Origin of the sequence: Brevundimonas sp. BAL450 (assembly GCF_015767455.1) — a bacterium.
Classification (GTDB): domain Bacteria; phylum Pseudomonadota; class Alphaproteobacteria; order Caulobacterales; family Caulobacteraceae; genus Brevundimonas; species Brevundimonas abyssalis.
In genome coordinates this window covers 17,907-35,455 of the sequence record NZ_JADWOW010000033.1, presented here as the reverse complement: position 1 = coordinate 35,455, position 17,549 = coordinate 17,907, and the positions used below count along the sequence as shown (strand labels likewise).

The 17,549-nt window shown below is 68.3% G+C and carries 14 protein-coding genes; 3 read left to right on the top strand and 11 right to left on the bottom strand.

The genetic code is table 11. The features are described 5' to 3' along the window. Positions 1 to 29 precede the first annotated feature (29 nt). A complete protein-coding gene (locus IWC96_RS02620; protein WP_196838298.1) occupies positions 30 to 458 on the top strand; it encodes a hypothetical protein in 429 nt (142 codons plus the stop codon). Positions 459 to 508: 50 nt separating this feature from the next. Continuing rightward, the gene (locus IWC96_RS02615; RefSeq protein ID WP_021696991.1) at positions 509 to 1,141 is read left to right on the top strand and encodes a helix-turn-helix transcriptional regulator; all 633 of its coding nucleotides are present in this window, start codon (positions 509 to 511) and stop codon (positions 1,139 to 1,141) included. A gap of 57 nt (positions 1,142 to 1,198) precedes the next feature. On the opposite strand, the gene IWC96_RS02610 is transcribed toward IWC96_RS02615, so the two are convergent. The 10 genes from IWC96_RS02610 to murC form a co-directional block, all read right to left on the bottom strand. Next, entirely contained in the window at positions 1,199 to 1,738 is a 540-nt protein-coding gene (locus IWC96_RS02610) for an SH3 domain-containing protein (RefSeq protein WP_021696992.1), read from the bottom strand. Positions 1,739 to 2,035: 297 nt separating this feature from the next. Continuing rightward, positions 2,036 to 3,712, bottom strand: coding sequence for a lysine--tRNA ligase (locus IWC96_RS02605; protein ID WP_021696993.1), 1,677 nt, complete (start codon positions 3,710 to 3,712; stop codon positions 2,036 to 2,038). Between the two features lie 52 nt (positions 3,713 to 3,764). Beyond that, on the bottom strand, positions 3,765 to 4,664 hold the full coding sequence (gene lpxC, locus IWC96_RS02600; protein WP_021696994.1) for a UDP-3-O-acyl-N-acetylglucosamine deacetylase: 900 nt from the start codon (positions 4,662 to 4,664) through the stop codon (positions 3,765 to 3,767). Between the two features lie 153 nt (positions 4,665 to 4,817). Further along, positions 4,818 to 6,410 (bottom strand): cell division protein FtsZ, encoded by a 1,593-nt coding sequence (gene ftsZ, locus IWC96_RS02595; RefSeq protein ID WP_021696995.1) that lies wholly within the window; start codon positions 6,408 to 6,410, stop codon positions 4,818 to 4,820. 232 nt (positions 6,411 to 6,642) lie between these two features. Further along, positions 6,643 to 9,948 (bottom strand): TonB-dependent receptor domain-containing protein, encoded by a 3,306-nt coding sequence (locus tag IWC96_RS02590; RefSeq protein WP_021696996.1) that lies wholly within the window; start codon positions 9,946 to 9,948, stop codon positions 6,643 to 6,645. A gap of 206 nt (positions 9,949 to 10,154) precedes the next feature. Further along, positions 10,155 to 11,477, bottom strand: coding sequence for a cell division protein FtsA (ftsA, locus tag IWC96_RS02585; RefSeq protein ID WP_021696997.1), 1,323 nt, complete (start codon positions 11,475 to 11,477; stop codon positions 10,155 to 10,157). A gap of 12 nt (positions 11,478 to 11,489) precedes the next feature. Next, positions 11,490 to 12,374 carry a cell division protein FtsQ/DivIB gene (locus IWC96_RS02580; protein WP_045318931.1) on the bottom strand — a complete coding sequence of 295 codons (885 nt, stop codon included), beginning with the start codon at positions 12,372 to 12,374 and terminating at the stop codon, positions 11,490 to 11,492. After that, positions 12,362 to 13,300 carry a D-alanine--D-alanine ligase gene (locus IWC96_RS02575; RefSeq protein ID WP_021696999.1) on the bottom strand — a complete coding sequence of 313 codons (939 nt, stop codon included), beginning with the start codon at positions 13,298 to 13,300 and terminating at the stop codon, positions 12,362 to 12,364. The genes IWC96_RS02580 and IWC96_RS02575 overlap by 13 nt, the downstream gene beginning before the upstream one ends. 15 nt (positions 13,301 to 13,315) lie before the next feature. Further along, positions 13,316 to 14,215 (bottom strand): UDP-N-acetylmuramate dehydrogenase, encoded by a 900-nt coding sequence (murB, locus tag IWC96_RS02570; RefSeq protein WP_021697000.1) that lies wholly within the window; start codon positions 14,213 to 14,215, stop codon positions 13,316 to 13,318. Between the two features lie 148 nt (positions 14,216 to 14,363). Next, on the bottom strand, positions 14,364 to 15,806 hold the full coding sequence (gene murC, locus IWC96_RS02565; protein ID WP_021697001.1) for a UDP-N-acetylmuramate--L-alanine ligase: 1,443 nt from the start codon (positions 15,804 to 15,806) through the stop codon (positions 14,364 to 14,366). 83 nt (positions 15,807 to 15,889) lie between these two features. Between murC and IWC96_RS02560 the strand changes: the two genes are divergently transcribed. Next, positions 15,890 to 16,360: a surface-adhesin E family protein gene (locus IWC96_RS02560; RefSeq protein WP_045318932.1), complete on the top strand. Its 471-nt coding sequence runs from the start codon at positions 15,890 to 15,892 to the stop codon at positions 16,358 to 16,360. Here IWC96_RS02560 and IWC96_RS02555 read toward each other — a convergent pair. After that, the gene (locus tag IWC96_RS02555; protein ID WP_021697003.1) at positions 16,305 to 17,447 is read right to left on the bottom strand and encodes a mechanosensitive ion channel family protein; all 1,143 of its coding nucleotides are present in this window, start codon (positions 17,445 to 17,447) and stop codon (positions 16,305 to 16,307) included. The genes IWC96_RS02560 and IWC96_RS02555 overlap by 56 nt on opposite strands. Positions 17,448 to 17,549 lie beyond the last annotated feature (102 nt).

Below are 17,549 nucleotides of genomic sequence, written 5' to 3'. Positions count from 1 at the left end.
CCGGACCACAGGTTCGGGGGCGATTTTGCATGTTTGACACCCTCTACACCCAGATCGGCGCGATCGTGATGGTCGCCGTGCTGGCCTTCGCCATGCTCAAGGGCGAGGAGCCGGAGCGGGCCTTTGCGGGTGTGTATCTGGTGGCCTGGCTGGCCTCGATGCTGGTCCAGCACGAAAGCAATCTCTTCGACTGGCAGCCGGTGATCGCCATGCTGGACATCGTCATCCTTCTGTTTCTTGCCGGTCTGAGCTGGAAAAGTAAGCGCAGCTGGCCAGCCTGGGCCATGGGCTTCCAGCTTCTGGCCCTGATGGGCCTGATTCTGCCCTGGGTCGATGTGCGCCCGCCCATGTGGTCCTATATCGCCGTGGTCAACATCGCGACCATCGGCATACTGGGCAGCCTGGCCGTCGGCACCTTCTGGGCTTGGCAGGAGCGCCGCGCCGCGGGCCTCGAGTAGAGGCTTTTATTCCTATTTCATGTTAAGTTCGGGCGATTCGGGAGGTCGCCTTGGCGCTGACGCACGCCCAGTTGTGGAGAGGTCTGGACGCGCTGGCGGCGCGGCAGGGCATGACGCCGTCGGCCCTGGCGCGGGCGGCGGGGCTGGATCCCACAAGCTTCAACCGGTCCAAGCGGTTCGGGCCGGGCGAGCCGCCGCGGCCGCGCTGGCCGTCCACCGAGAGCCTGACCCGGGCGCTGGATGTGGCCGAGGTCAGTCTGGGCGACTTCGCGCGGCTGGCGCGAGACGCGGCCTCGGCCGAGAGCGTGCCCCTGCTGGGCATGGCCCAGGCGGGGGCGGACGGCTTCTTTGACGACGCGGGCTATCCGACCGGACAGGGCTGGGACCGCACCCTGCTGCCGGCGGCCGGGGATGCGCGCTTCAGCCTGAAGATCAGCGGGGACTCCATGACGCCCCTGTACCGGGAAGGCGACGTGGTGATCGTGGACCGGGCCGTGACCGACGTGCGCAAGGGCGACCGGGTGGTGGTGTGCACCACCGGCGGCGAAGTGATGGCCAAGGAGGTCACACGCCTGACCGCCACACGGGTGGAGCTGGGCTCCATCAATCCCGCCCATCCGCCGCGCACCCTGCATCCCCGTGACGTCGACTGGATGGCGCGCATCCTGTGGGTCAGCCAGTAGCCACGAAGAAGGGCCGCCCCTTTCGGAGCGGCCCTCGCCTCGCGCACGGTGGGAGGATCAGTACGCGCGGCGGACGTAGCCGGAGTGGACATAGCCGCCCCCGGCCAGCTGCAGCCACTGGCCCTGCGACCCGGCGACCTGGAAGCTCTGACCTGCGCTGAGCGAGCCGATCTGGCCGTAGCCGGTGGAGGGGCCGGAGCGGATGCGCAGGTTGCTGACGGCCACATAGGCGTTGGCTTGGGCCGTGGCCTCCGCATGGCCGTTGTTGTAGCCGGCGTTGTAGTTGTCGAGGCGGGCGCGCTGCTGGCGGCAACCGACATAGGAGCCGGCCGCTGCGCCGAGGACGCCGCCGCCCACCGCGCCGAGCTCCCGCTCGTTGCGCGAGATCTGGGTGCCCAGGGCCGCGCCGAGGATGCCGCCGATCACGGCGCCGGCCTGCTGGCGGCCGCCAGGGGCGTCGCAGCCGAGGACGCCGGAGCCCATGGGGCGCTGGGGCTGCTGACCATACGACTGGGCCGAGGCGGTTCCGGCCAGGCCCATGGCCCCGGCCATCAACACCGCCAGAGCGGCTTTCGAGGAAGACTTCAGGTTCGACATGACGCTCTCTCCTTTGTTCGATCGCTATCGATGAGGAGAGGCTAGGCGCGCGAAGCTGAAGCGGTTCAGACGAGGGCGGTTATATTGGGTTCATGTTTTTGGGGCGGGCGTCTTCCCTCTCCCGGCGGGAGAGGGCCGGCTCCGCGCGGCGAGATGCGTAGCAGATCGCCACTTGCGCGGAGGGTGAGGGCTTACAGTGTGACCGGGGGCCAGCGAACGCCCTCATCCCCCGCGCAAGAACCGGATCGCGTCGCGCTCCGGTGCGCGGGTTCCCCCCTTCTCCCCTCGGGAGAAGGATCACGCCGCCGCCAGTTCTCCCCGGGCGCCCTGTTCCAGCAGGGTGATGGTGCGGTTCAGGCCGTAGATGGCGGCGAAGGAGCCGAAGCGGGGGCCCTGCGACTGGCCCAGCAGGACCTCGTACAGGGCCGCGAACCAGGCGCGCAGGGGCTGGAAGTCGTGTTCCTTGCCCACCGCATAGACCTCGTTCTGGATCACCTCGCCGTCAGTGGTGTCGGCCGGCAGGGCGCGCAGGCGCTCAGCCAGGTCCAGGAAGGCCGCGGCCTCCGCCTCCGTAGGCGCGCGGAAGGCCTTCGTGGGCTTCACGAAGTCCTCGTAGTAGTTCAGCGCATGGCCCATCAGCCGGTCCAGAACGGGCTCGTTCTCGGGCGTGGCCTCGGGCAGGTAGCGGGCGAAATAGGCCCACAGCTCCGCCTTGTTCGACGCGTTGGCGACGCCCACCAGATTCAGAAGCAGCGAGAAGGACGCCGGGCTGGCGTCTTTGGGCGGCGCGCCGGAATGGATGTGCCAGACCGGGTTGTCGATCTGCTTGGGCGGCTCCTGCTCCGGGAAGCTGGTGATCGCCTGCAGATAGTCGTCGATGGCGCGCGGGATGACGTCGAAGTGCAGCTTCTTGGCCGATTTGGGCGACTGGAACATGTACCAGCTGAGGGACTCCGGCGTGCCGTAGCGAAGCCATTCGTCCATGGTCAGGCCGTTGCCCCTGGACTTGGAGATCTTCTGGCCGGCCTCGTCCAGGAACATCTCGTAGTTGAACCCCTCGGGCGGGACGCCGCCCAGGGCGCGGCAGACCTTTGAGGAGACCTTGACCGAGTCGATCAGGTCCTTGCCGCTCATCTCGTAGTCCACGCCCAGCGCGGCCCAACGCATGGCCCAGTCGGGCTTCCACTGCAGCTTCACATGGCCGCCGGTGACGGGAACCTCGGTGCGGCCGCCCGCCGGGTCGTCGAACACGATGGTCCCCCGATCCAGATTGCGCTCCAGCGTCGGCACCTGAAGCACATGGCCGGTGACGGGGCTGATTGGCAGGAAGGGCGAGTAGGTGGCGCGGCGGTCCGGCCCGAGGGTCGGCAGCATGACCGCCTGAACCGCGTCGAACCGCTCCAGCAAGGTCAGCAGCGCCTGATCGAACCGGCCGGAGCGATAGGCCTCGGTCGAGCTCATGAACTCGTACTGGAAGCCGAAGCCGTCGAGGAAGGCGCGCAGGCGGGCGTTGTTGTGGGCGCCGAAGCTGTCGTGGGTCCCGAACGGGTCGCGCACCTGTGTCAGGGGCTTGTGCAGATCCTCGGCCAGCATCTCCGGATTGGGCACGCCGTCGGGCACCTTGCGCAGGCCGTCCATATCGTCGCTGAAGGCGATCAGACGCGTGGGCCAGTGGTCGCCGGTCAGGGCGCGGAAGGCGTTGCGCACCATGGTGGTCCGGGCCACCTCGCCGAAGGTGCCCATGTGCGGCAGGCCCGAGGGGCCGTAGCCGGTCTCGAAGATCACCGGGCGCGCGAGGGCCGGCAGCGTGGACAAGGCCTCGTCCGTCTTGTTCCTGCCGATCAGGGTCGCGGCCAGGTCGCGTTCGCCGTCCGTGTCGAGGCGGTGTTTGAGCAGGTGGGCCAGCAGATTGCGGGCTTGCTCGAACGGCCACGACCGGGCCTCACGGGACAGGGCTTCGATGTTTTGCAGCATGGGGTGGGCTTAGGGCGCGGAGCGCCCGGCGGTCAATGGATTCCGCCGTGGATCAGCCGACCTGGGCCAGTTCCGGGACGCGGGTGACCTCGCGCCAGGCGTGGGGCGCGGCCAGAAGGGCGCGGACCAGCTGGTTGTTCAGGGCGTGGCCCGCCTTGACCCCTTCGTAGCGGCCCAGCAGGGGCGCGCCCAGCACATAGAGGTCGCCGATGGCGTCCAGCGCCTTGTGCTTGACGAACTCGCGCTCCATCCGAAGCCCGCCGGGGTTCAGGATGGTGTCGCCGTCGATGACCACGGCGTTCTCCAGGCTGCCGCCACGGGCCAGGCCGGCGCGGCGCAGGGCCTCGACCTCATGGGCGAAGCCGAAGGTGCGCGCGGCCATGATCTGGTCGCGGAAGGTGGCCTCGTCGACCACGAAGTCCACCACCTGATTGCCGATGACCCTGGAGTCGAAGTCGATCTCGAAGCGCATCTCGTAGCGGTCGCAGGGCAGCAGGGCGGCGCGCTTGTCGTCCTCCTCCACCACGATGGGCTCGAGGATCTCGATGTAGCGGACCGGGGCCAGCTGACGGCGGAAGCCCGCGCGGTCCAGAAGCTGGACGAACGGCAGGGCCGAGCCGTCCAGGATGGGCAGTTCGGGGCCGTCGACCTCGACGATGACGTTGGAGACGCCCAGGGCTGCGAAGGCCGCCATCAGGTGTTCGATGGTGGACAGGCGCACGCCGTCGGCGTTCTCGATCATGGTGTTCAGTCGCGCCTCGACCACCGCTTCGCCCGACACCGGGATGCGGTTGTCGCGGTCGGTGACGTCGGTGCGCACGAAGACGACGCCCGTGCCCGTGGGGGCCGAGCGGATGGCCAGACGCACGCGCTCGCCCGAATGCACGCCCACACCCGCGCAGATGGCGGGCGCGCTGAGCGTGCGTTCGTGATGATCGTCGCGTCCAAACAAATCGAGATACCCGTAATGCAACCGTCACAAGACGGTCTGCGCCCCGTCATGCAGTTAATGACGGGGCGTCAGAGGGTAAATGAAATCCGGGTTTCGGATTGTTTCGAGCCATCGGGAAACCCTTGCGCCGCAAGGGATCGCGATGGTTACGAATTAGTTGGCGAGACGGCGCAGGAAGGACGGGATCTCGAGATCGTCGTCGGCCTGGGTCTGCTGGGGCTCGTCCACGGGCTGGGCCTGATGGGTCGGGCGCATCTGGGGCGCGGCCGGGGCGGGCGCTTCCTGCTGGTAGCTCTGGCTGGTCGGAGAGCGGCGGCCGCGGCCGAACAGGCTCCATCCGCGCTTGGGCTCCTGGCTTTCGAACAGGCTGTCGTCGGCGTACTGCGCCGGCTGGGCCGGTTGCGGAGCCGGGCGGCGCACGGGGGCAGGCTCCGGACGACGGTCGAAATACAGGTCGCCCTGCTCGGCGTCCGACGCCTCGTCCTCAAACTCATCGACCGAGGGGTCGACGATGCGGCCGATGACGCGCTCGGGGTCGGCCGAGGCGGCGGCGGGCTGGGCCTGCCGGATGACGGGGTCGGCGTCAGCCTGCGGCGGGGGCGCCGGGGTCTGGGCGGCCGGCTGGACCGGTTCACGGGCGTAGGACGGCGTGGCGGGTTCACGGGCCGTCATGGGCTCGTGGCGGGTGGCGGCGGCGTAGCTGGTGGCGGCGGTCGGCATGACCGGCGCGCGCGGGGTCTCCACCGGACGCTGTTGCGGGGGTTCGATGGACTGGGTGGCTTCCTCGTCCATGCCGGTGGCGACCACCGACACGCGCAGCTTGCCTTCCAGCGCCGGATCGAAGGCGGCGCCGAAGATGAAGTTGGCGTCCATGTCCACTTCGGCCGAGATGGCGTTGGCGGCTTCGTCCACCTCCATCAGGGTCATATCCATGCCGCCGGTGATGTTGACCAGCACGGCCTTGGCGCCCTTCAGGCTGGTTTCGTCGAGCAGGGGGTTGGCGATGGCGTTCTGGGCGGCCAGCAGGGCGCGGTCCTCGCCCGAGGCCTCGCCGGTGCCCATCATGGCCTTGCCCATTTCGGACATGACCGCGCGCACGTCGGCGAAGTCCAGGTTGATCAGGCCCGGCAGGATCATCAGGTCGGTGATGGAGCGCACGCCCGAGTGCAGCACCTGGTCCGCCATGCCGAAGGCGTCGGCGAAGGTGGTCTTCTCGTTGGCGACCCGGAACAGGTTCTGGTTGGGGATGACGATGAGGGTGTCGACGTAGCGCTGCAGCTCCGCGATGCCGGCGTCGGCCAGACGCATGCGGTGGCGGCCCTCGAAGGTGAAGGGCTTGGTGACCACGCCGACGGTCAGGATGCCGCGATCACGGGCGCATTTGGCGATGACGGGGGCCGCGCCGGTGCCGGTGCCGCCGCCCATGCCGCCGGTGATGAACACCATGTGAGCGCCTTCCAGGTGCTCGTGGATCTCGTCCACGGACTCCTCGGCGGCGTTCATGCCCACTTCGGGGTGAGCGCCCGCGCCCAGCCCTTGCGTGATGGTGGCGCCCAGCTGGATGCGACGGTCGGTCTTGGCGAACGACAGATGCTGCGCGTCGGTGTTGGCCACGACGAACTCGACCCCTTCGAGGCCGGCGTCGATCATGTTGTTGACGGCGTTGCCGCCGGCTCCGCCGACACCGAACACGACGATGCGGGGCTTGAGTTCAGTGTGTTGCGGCTTGACCAGCGACAGCGACATGTTCGTTTCGACCTTCCGACCCGTTTGTCCGGGACCCTGCGCGACACACCCCCGCGAATCACATGGGTCCGAACCCTGCGTTAATGAAAGAACCATCAACGTTAAGAGATGGTTACCCCCTAGCCTGAGTCGGTGAATTGGAAAGGCCTTTCGGCGTTCCCCGAACCCTTGCCCACAAAAGAAAAAGGGCGGCCCCGAAGGGCCGCCCTTTCCCGTTTCGGATCAGCAGATCCTACCAGAGGCGGTAGTTCATGCCGATGAAGAAGCGACGACCGAAGGCGTCGAACTGGTTGTAGAGCGTCGTGCCCAGCCAGGGGTGCTGGCTGTTGTCGAACGCGTTCACAACACCGGCCCGCAGGGAAACGTCGTCGTTCACGTTCCACCGGACGGTGAAGTCGTGACGGGCGAAGTCGCCGGTGTCGAGCTCGGAGGCCGGACGGCTGTCCGGGTTGTTCACGAAGGTCGACGGGCGAACCATGTGCTGGGCGGTCTGCCAGTCCATGGTCCAGTTCACGCTCCAGGTGTCGTTCGGCGTGTAGGTCAGCGACGAGGTCAGACGGACACGCGGGTAGTAGAGGTTGCCCGACAGGACCGTGGCGTCGGTCGGATCGTCCGTGTTGGTGTACTGCTCCTGCTTGAGCAGCCACAGACCACCCAGACGGTAGCTGAGGCGGCCCCAGTCGCGGCCGAGCCAGTCGTAGGTGTCGATCGCGTAGTTGACCGCGAAGTCCAGACCTTCGGTCTCCAGGGCGGCGTAGTTGAGCGAGCCCTGGATGAAGCCGCCGATCGGATCCCCGGTGGGGGCGCCGACGCCGAACGGAATGCTCGGGTTGTTGCGGAAGATCGTGTTGCAGGCCGCGGTGTTGAGCGTCGCACCGTTGACGCAGTTGGTGGCCGCGACCGCCGCCGACACCGAGGCGATCACGTCAGTGACCTCGATGCTGTAGTAGTCCAGCACGATCGACAGGTTGTTGATGAAGCGGGGCTGCAGGATCACCGAGAAGGTGAAGCTTTCCGACTCTTCCGGCTCCAGGAACGGGTTGCCCGCGTTCACACCCGCGATGCCCGAAGTATAGGCGGGCAGGTAGGCGTTGGGGGCCGACTCGTCGGTCCAGTTGAACTGACCGCCGAACCCGTACTGCTGAGCGAGGAGCTCGCAGTTCTGGATGCGGTTGGTGCGCTCCTCGGCCGTGCGGTTCGGCGAAGCGATCTGCCGGGTGTCGCAGGGATCGACCACGCCGTTCCAGAAGGTCTGGGTGGCCGGGGAGAAGTTCTCGCCCAGGTTCGGCACGCGGATCGAGGTGTTGAAGCTGGAGCGGAAGGCGATGTCCCGGATGGGACGATAGACCAGGTTCACGCCCCAGGTCTCGATCTCACCGACGGTGGTGTAGTCCGAGAAGCGGTACGAACCGCTGATCTCGGCGTACTCACCCAGGAACGAGTCGCGCATCAGCGGCACCGAGATTTCGGTGAAGACCTCGTCGCTGCTGTACTCGGCGCCCAGGAAGTCGGGGCCGGTGTTCAGGAACAGGAAACGACCGGCGGTGCTGGCGTCACGGCCGACACCCTCGGTGTATTCCTTGCGGTACTCATAGCCCAGGGCCATGCCGATCGGGCCGGCGCCCCAGAAGTCCCACAGCTGGCCGGCGATGCGGGCCATGCCCTGGTGCTGCTTGTTGGTCTGGGTCACGTCCAGGAAGGCGCTGGAATAGGCCAGGCCCTCTTCAGACTGGTTGCCCGCGCCGAAGATGTTCAGCGGAACGCACTCGTCGATCGACTGCTGACCGTAAGCCGTGTCGCGGATGTCGCCGCCACGGAAGTAGTCCACCAGTTGGCCGTTCGGGGCGCCTTGGGCGTCCAGCAGGCTTACGCGGCAGACGATGGCGCCGGGCGTGCCCATGACGCCCGCGGTGTCGACCACGGCGTCGGCCGACCACTGGAAGCGCTGGACGTCCAGGCCGTACTCCAGGTTCTGGTTGTCCACCTCACCGTAGGTGTAGCCGATGTCCCAGTTGACGTTGTTCACGAAGGCCAGGCGATCGAAGGTGCCCTCGAAGCCGCCCACGAAGCGGGTGACTTCACGGGTGTTCTCCTGGAAGCGCTCAGGACCGAACATGGTGTGCTGCGCGTAGGGCGCGGCCACGAAACCCAGAACCGGAGCAGGCGCATCCGCGGTCGGCGGGCCATAGACCGGCACAACGTTGGCGGCGATGGCATCCTTCACCGCCTGGGGCAGGAAGGCGTTGTCCGAGTAGCGCAGGTCGAACTGCGACGAGGCGCGCAGGATGCTGGCCGAGTTCGGACCGTAGGTGTTGTCCCACAGGTTGACGGTGAAGAAGCTCGGCTGACCGATGAAGTTGGCTTCTTCGGTGACGAACTTGGCTTCGAAGAAAGCCCGCACGTTCGGGGTCAGGTCGAAGTTGAGGCCGGCCTGGTAACGCTGGGACTCCATCTCCGGGTACTGCGAGAACAGCGAGAAGTCCGCCGGGTTCACGCCGTCGCCGCCCACGTTGAACGGACGGTTGATGCCGGTGTTGCCCACGCGGGTGCCGAAATTGGCCAGACGGGCGCCGCCGCCTTCATACCAGAAGGTGCGGCCGGGGGTGACGGCGAAACAGTTGGTGTTGTTGGTCAGGCCGGCGCACTGGACGTGAGCCACGTTCGGATTGCTGGTCGGGCTGGCCTGCTGGCCGCCGAACAGGGTCGTCTGACCCCAGCGCGGACGATCGAGGCGGTTCAGGTTGAAGAACACGCCCTGGTCGATGATGCCGTCGGAAGGCATCGCGGTCGGATCCGCGTCCAGGCCCAGCACCAGCGGCGCACGGTCCAGCCAGGGCAGGTCGAACGAGTTGACTTCGTCGTTCAGCTCATACTCGGCGTGCAGATAGACGTTCAGGCGGTCGTCCAGGAAGTTGCGGCCGGCCAGCATGGAGATGCGCTGCGAATACCGGTCGTTGCGGCTGGCGATCTCGCTGATGTTGGCGTCGATCTCCAGACCTTCGAAGTCGTCGCGAAGGATGAAGTTCAGCACGCCCGACACGGCGTCGGCGCCGTAGATGGACGAGGCGCCGCCGGTGACGATCTCGATGTTCTCGATCAGCAGACGGGGAACGGTCGACACGTCGACCGACAGCGAGCCGGCCGAAGAGCCGACGTGGCGGCGGCCGTCGATGAGGGTCAGGGTGCGGCCCGTGCCCAGGCTGCGGAGGTTGGCGAATTCCAGACCCAGGGCGTTCAGGACCGAACCGGTGTTGTCGGTCGGGACGCGCGAGTTCATCAGGGCCGGGATGGTCGCCAGATAGTCGATCATCGTGGTCTGGCCGGTTTCCAGAACCTCATCGCGGCTCACCTGGATCAGCGGCGTCGGGGCGTTCACCGGGTCACGACGGATCAGCGAGCCCGTGATGACGATCTCTTCGACCGTGGTGGCATCTTGTTCAGATGCGGGCGGTGCGTCCTGGGCGAGACCCGGCGACGCGAGCGCGAAAGCGGTCGCGAAGGCCGTGCTGCCGAGGAGCAGTTTGCGATTTATCTTCATGGTTTAACCCGAGCTCAGCTGATGTGGAACACAGACAGGCGCCGCAATCGGCTGATGCGCCCCCTAGCGCGACAGTAGCGGCGATTGGCGCTCGGGCAAGCATTGAGGCGACTTCGCGGCGAACTGGCGTCGGTAATGTTACAATCTCGCCACAGTCCCGCAACAGTCGGCCGCAATCCGGGCGGGAAACGGGATGATCTTGCGCGTCAGAGATTCTCGCGCAGCCAGCCTGCGGCGCGGGCGATGAAGCCGCCGGAATGGACGCGGGGGGCGTCGGCGGCGCTGAGCTGACGCGACATCAGCTTGCGGGCCGAGACGGATTCGCGCGGGCCGTAGGCGGCGCGCAGCAGGACGCCGGCGGCCGAGCAGAAGGCGGGACCCGAGGCGGCGTCGGCCAGGTGGGGCGCGCGCTGGGGACGGCCCAGACGCACCGGGCGGTCAAACACGCGGACGGCCAGTTCGCGCACGCCGTTCAGCTGGCTGGCGCCGCCGGTCAGGACCACGCCCGTGCCGGGCTCGAGCCCGGGGCCGGACGCCCTCAGACGGTCGCGCAGCAGCTCCAGCGTCTCTTCCACGCGCGGGGCGATGACGGTCTTGAGCATGGCGCGGGGAACGATGACGGGACCGGCGGAGGCGTCCTCGCCGCGCGGCGGGGCCTCCAGCATCTCGCGGTCCTCGTTGGGCGAGGCCATGGCCGAACCGTGCAGGGTCTTGAGTCGCTCGGCGCCCGCCTTGGAAGTCGACAGGCCGCGGGCGATGTCCGAGGTGACATGCTCGCCGCCCACGTTGAGGCTTTCCACGTGCAGCAGGCTGCCTCCACCCCAGACGGCGGCGGAGGTGGAGCCCCCGCCCATGTCGATGGCGACGCAGCCCAGATCCATCTCGTCCTCCTCCAGCGCCGCCAGCGAGGCGGTGACGGGGGCGGCGGCGACGCCCTGGAGATCCAGGTGGGCCAGCTCGAGGCAATGGCTGAGGGTGGCGAAGACGCCTTCGGCCATGGAGACCACCAGCAGATCGAGGCCCAGGGAGGCGCCGCGCATGGCGCGCGGGTCGCGCACGCCACGGGAGCCGTCCACCGACCAGGCGACGGGCAGGACGTGGATGGGGCGGCGGTTCGGCAGGCGAATCTGGGCCAGGGCGGTGGCGATGGCGCGGGCCAGGTCGGCGTCGCCGACGGGATTGGCGCCCAGCGAGACGCGGGCCTGCACCCGGTGGCTGGCGGTCTGGCCGATGGCGGTGGAGACGATGACGCCCGAAACCGGGGCCCCGGCCGCCCGCTCGGCGCGCTCGACGGCGTGACCGATGGCCTGGGCCGCCTCATCCATGTTGACGATGGAGCCGCCCTTGATGCCGCGCGACTGGACGTGGCTGGCGCCCGCCACGCGCACGGTGCGGTCAGCGTGACGCACGCCCTCGGGCTTCATGATGAAGCAGGCGATCTTGGAGTGGCCCAGGTCCAGCGCGGCCACCACCGGCGCGCGGTTGTGGGCGCCCATGGCCTGACCGGATTCGTTTCGATCTCGCGACATGACGCCCTCCCCCTAGGCTTCGCCGGTCGGCTGCACGGCCACGGCGTCGGGAGCGCGAAGATCCACGCGCTCGAAGCCGAGGTCGAGCAGACGCTCGCGCTGGTCCATGGAGTCCAGCTGGATGAGGGCCGCCTCCTGATTGGTCGCGGGCAGCTGGATGACGCCGCCGTTGCGGAGCCGCACGTCCCAGCGCCGCTCGTCCACGCGGACCAGGGCCTCGACGCGGGTCATCAGGCGCGGACGCTGGCGCAGCAGGGGCAGGATGTCCGAGGCGGCCTCGGCTGCGCCCGTCCCCACCACCAGCGGCAGGCGCGGATAGCGGCCCGGGTCGGCGCCGGGGATCACCTGTCCGGTGCTGTCCACCACATAGTTGCGGCCGCCCGTCTGCCAGACGGCCAGGCGGTCATGTTCGGTCACGGCCACGACGACCGTGTCGGGCAGCAGGCGCACCACGCGCGCCGAGCGGACCCAGCCCACGTCCTCCACCGAGGCGCGCACGGCGTCCAGATCGACGGCGGTGATGGGCTGGCCCTGGGTCAGGTCGATGGCGGCCTGGATGGCGGGGCGGGCCTCGTCGGAGGCGCCGGTGATGTGCACGCGGTTCAGGGCCAGGCCCATACCGGCCAGCTGGTCGTTCACGCCGCTGGAGACGGACGCGCCGATGCGATCGGCGCGCGCGCCTGTGAACAGCACAACGCCCACCAGCACGACGCCGGCGACGAAGCTGATGATCACCGCGCGGGGCGACAGGTCCAGACGCCCCAGCGCCGCCATCTTGCCGGGCGTCGCGGGTGCGTTGCGCGAACCGCCCCGACGCGGCGCCCCTTTCCTGGGAGCGCTCTTTCGGGGGGCCTGATTTGAACTCTGTCGCCGACCGCCGCGCACTACCGCGGGCATGAGGCGTCCTCCACCATCCACCGAACCAGATCCACATACGCCATTCCGGTGAAGGCGGCCTGCTCGGGTGCGAGCGAGGTCGGCGTCATGCCGGGCTGGGTATTGACCTCCAGCAGAACAAGATCGTCGTTAAGATCGTCATAACGAAAGTCCGATCGAGTCACGCCTCGGCAACCCAGTGCGGTGTGCGCACGCTCGGAAATCCGCAGGGCCGCCTCGAACACGCGGGCCGGCAGATCGGCCGGAAGCACGTGCCGCGACCCGCCCGGCGTGTATTTGGCCTCATAGTCATAGAAGCCCTTGGTGGGGGTGATGTCGGTCACGGTCAGGGCGCGGGGGCCGGATTTCTCCCCAAGAACCGTCACCGCCAGTTCGTTGCCGGCGATGAACGGCTCGACCATCACCTGCTCGCCATAGGTCCAGCCGGGCTCGCCCACCTCGGCGACGGGACGGTTCGCGCCCTCGCGCACCAGATAGACGCCGACGGACGAGCCTTCGGCGTTAGGCTTGATCACATAGGGCGGCGCGATGACATGGCGCGCGGCGACCTCGTGGCGGTCGAACAGACCGCCGCCGGGCACCACGATGCCCGCGGCCCTCAGCACAGCCTTGGACTTGTCCTTGTCCATGGCCACGGCCGAAGCCAGGACGCCGGAGTGGGTGTAGGGAATCTGCAGGGTCTCGAGGATGCCCTGGACGCAGCCGTCCTCGCCCCAGACGCCGTGCAGGGCGTTGAACGCCACGTCAGGCTTCAGCTCGGCCAGGACCTGGGCCAGGTCGCGCCCGGCGTCCACGCGGGTGACACGGGCCGCCTGCCCTTCCAGGGCGTCGGCGCACATGCGGCCGGACGACAGGGAGACCTCCCGTTCGGGCGAGATGCCGCCCATGAGGACGGCGACGTGAAGTTCCTGGATCGGGCGATTCATGGTCGAGCTCCGCGCTCAGGCGGGCCGCCCGATGCGCCTGATCTCCCATTGCAGGTCGACGCCGAATTTATCCTTAACGTCGGCGCGGACCGCCTCGCCCAGACCCTCGATGTCGGCGGCCGTGGCGTCGGCGAAATTGATCATGAAATTGGAATGCAGCTCGCTGAACTTTGCGCCGCCGAACGCCTTGCCGCGCCAGCCGGCGTCATCGACCAGCTTCCACGAGGAATGCCCCTCGGGGTTCTTGAAGGTGGAGCCGCCGGTCTTTTCGCGGATGGGCTGGGTGGTCTCGCGCCGCTCGGTGATGGCGGTCATGCGGGCCTGCACCGCCGCCGGGTCGTCGGGACGACCGCGATAGGTGGCCTCGATCCAGATGATGTCGGCGGGCGCCTCGGAATGGCGATAGGTGTAGCCGAAATCGGCCAGCTGATAGTCGACCCGCTCGCCGGCCCGGTTCAGGCCCCAGGCCGAGACCAGCACGTCCTTCGTCTCGGCGCCGTAGCAGCCCGCGTTCATGGTCAGGGCGCCGCCGATGGCGCCCGGGATGCCCGCATAGAACTCCAGCCCGGCCACGCCTGCCTTGGCCGCCGCGCGGGCGACCATGGCGTCCAGGGCGCCGGCGCCGGCGGTGACCGTGTCGCCCTCGACCGTCACGCTTCCAAAGGGACGACCGGCCAGACGGACGACGACGCCCTCCACGCCGCCGTCGCGGACGATGACGTTGGAGCCCACGCCCAGCACCTGCACCGGGACCGCAGGGTCCAGCGCTTTCAGAAAGTCGGCCAGATCGTCGGCGTCAGCGGGAATGAACAACACGTCGGCGTTCCCGCCCACCCGGAACCAGGTGTAGGGGCCCAGCGGCTCGTCCCGCAGCAGCTTGCCGCGCACGGTAGGCAAGGCATCTGTCCAGGCCATACTTAACTCCGCTCATCCCGGCGAAGGCCGGGATCCAGATGCAAAATCACAAACCGGGCCCCACGGCCAAGACCGGCAATGCAAACCTTCGGACGCCTCGCCATACGATCTGGATCCCGGCCTTCGCCGGGATGAGCGGTATGAGAAGTCACCCCAGCGCCTCCAGCTGGGCCGGGAGGGCGTAGGACCAGGCGGTGATGTCGCCGGCGCCCAGCAGGACCACCACGTCGCCGGGGTGGGTCTCGTCCTTGATCGCGCGGGGCAGGACGGCGGCGTTTTCCAGCGGCAGGACATGCCTGTGCCCATAGCGGCGCAGGCCCTCGACCAGGGCGTGCTTGTCGATCCCCTCGATGGGCGTCTCGCCCGCCGCATAGACGTCGGCCACCAGCACGGTGTCGGCGTCGGAAAAACAGGTGGAGAAGTCCTCCATCAGGTCGCGCAGGCGGGTGAAGCGGTGCGGCTGGACCACCGCGATCACCTTGCCGCCGGCGGCGGTGTCCACCACCTGACGCGCGGCTTTCAGCACGGCGGCGATCTCCACCGGGTGGTGGCCGTAGTCGTCCACGATGCGGACCCCGTCCACGATGCCGGTGGTGGTGAAGCGCCGCTTGACCCCGCCGAAGCCGGCCAGGCCCTTGCGGATGGACTCGTCGTCCACACCCAGCTCGCGGGCCACGGCGATGGCGGCCAGGGCGTTGGAGACATTGTGCCAGCCCGCCATGGGCAGGTGCAGGCCGCTGATGCGGAGGGGCTCCTCCAGCGCGGCGAGACCGGCGCCCTGGATCACCACATCGAAGCGGGCGCCGTCGGGGCCCATCTCGCAGTGCTCGGCCCGCACCATGGCCTGGGGATTCACGCCGTAGGTGATGAGGCGGCGATTATCGATGGTGGCCACCAGCTTCTGGACCTCGGGATGGTCCAGACAGACCACGCCGAAGCCGTAGAAGGGAATGTTCTCGATGAAGTCCACGAAGGCCCGGCGCACGGCGTCGAAGTCGCCGTAGTGATCCAGATGCTCCGGGTCGATGTTGGTGACGATGGCCACGGTGGACTTCAGGCGCAGGAAGCTGCCGTCCGACTCGTCGGCCTCCACCACGATCCAGTCGCCGTCGCCGACCTTGGCGTTGGTGCCATAGGCGTTGATGATGCCGCCATTGACCACCGTGGGGTCCAGATCGCCGGCGTCCAGCAGGGCCGCAATCATGGAGGTGGTGGTGGTCTTGCCGTGGGTGCCGCCCACCGCGATGGAGAATTGCAGCCGCATCAGCTCGGCCAGCATCTCGGCCCGGCGGACGAGGGGAATGCGGCGCTGGCGGGCGACGACCATCTCGGGATTGTCGGCCTTAACGGCGGTGGAATAGACCACCGCCGACACGCCCTCGCCCACATGAGCGGCGTCGTGGCCGATGAAGATGCGGGCGCCCAGGGCCTCCAGCCGCTCGGTGTTGGCGCTGGCCTTGGCGTCGGAGCCCTGCACAAGATAGCCGATCTTGAGCATGATCTCGGCGATGCCGCTCATGCCGATGCCGCCGATACCGACGAAATGGACGGGGCCGAGATGGAACGGGACGGGTCTGAGGCGCGCGATCATCACAGGGCTATAGCCGTCACAATCCCGCATGCGAAGGGCCAAGGCGCTTTGCCTGTGGTTCCGCGCGCTGCTAGGCGAGGACCATGCTCGCCCTCCTATTCGCCGCCGCTCTTCAGGCCGCCGCGCCGCAGCCTGTCGACCACGATCTGGTCCTCAGCAGCGTCGGTCGGTTCGCCGTGTTCGCCGACCGCGCCAGTCTGGAGCGGGAAGGCGAGGTCGTGACGATCCGGGCGCTTCAGGTGGTGGAGCCGGGCTTCGAGGCGGGCGGGCGGGCCTATGCGGGCGGCTGGTCCAACTGGCGGTTCGACTGCGCGGCGCGCACCGGCGACCGGCTGGATTTCGCTTCGCTTGCCGAGGACGGGACCGAGGGACCGGCCACGCCGGACGCCACGCCGCCCGCCCCGGTCAGCCCCGGCGGCGACATGGGCGATCTGTTCGACATCGCCTGTGGAGAAGCTGCGGCGGAGGCCGAGGTCGTGACCTCTGCGGCGGCGGCCGTCAGTCGGGGTCGCGCGCTTCTGGCAGAGCTGGATGGCCCTGGGTCGACGGACTGACGTCCTCGGCGGCGAAGCGTTCGCGCGGCAGGGCCTCCGGGCACGCGTCGCGCATGAAGGCCATAAGCTTCTCGCGCACCTCGCAGCGCAGGTCGAAGGCGGCGCCCGCGTTTCGCGCGCTCATCAGGGTGCGGACCTGAAGGGTGCGCTCGGTGATGTCGGTGACCTGCAGGGCCATCACGTCGCCGTCCCAATGGGGCGAGGCCCGGACGATGGCTTCGAACGCCGCGCGCAGCCGGTCGATGGGCGCGGCGTAGTCCACGAAGAAGAAGGCCGATCCGATCAGGCGCGAACTGTCGCGGGTCCAGTTCTGGAAAGGGGTGTTGATGAAATAGGTCAGGGGCAGGACCATGCGCCGCCAGTCCCACAGCCGCACCATCACATAGGTGGAGGTGATTTCCTCGATGTTGCCGAACTCGCCTTCGACAATGACCGCGTCATCGATGCGGATGGGCTGGGCCGTGGCGATCTGGACGCCGGCGATCAGGTTGGTCAGGAACGGCTGCAGGGCCAGGCCGGCGATGATGCCCACCACGCCGGCCGAGGCCAGCAGAGAGAGGCCCCACTGGCGGACCTCGGGGATGGTCAGCAGCGCCAGGGCGACGGTGATCAGGGCGATCAGCACGGCCGCGACGCGCTGGAGAATGCGGGTCTGGGTGACGTGCTTGCGCGCGATCAGATTGTCTTCGGACTCCATATTGAAGCGGCGCAGATAGACCACCGCCCACATGTCGACCGCGCCGATCACCATCCAGCCGGTCACCCCGATGAAGGCGAACAGCAGGGTGCGGCGGATGAACTCGCTGGTGGCGGGGTCCAGGGGCGAGATGGTGATGGCCAGGGCGAAGGCGATGATCAGCACCGCCAGCCGCACCTTGAACCGCGCCCGCGCCACCACCCCGCGCCAGAACAGGTCCCGCTTTCGAACCAAGAAGATCAGGATGCGGAACACGATGCTGTTGGCGATCAGTCCCGCCGCCACCGTGGCCAGAATAACCAGCCCGATCACCGCCCATTCCGGCAGCCAGGCGAACTGACGCCAGAGGGCGAAGACCTCGCGGGTCAGATTCAGGATCGGTTCGGGCATGGCTGGAGCCTAGGCGGCATGAGGGCCGGCGGAAAGGCCCGGCGTCAGGGATGATCAGGCCTGTGTGTGCGGGCGGCGGGTATGCTGCGCCCCGAATGACTG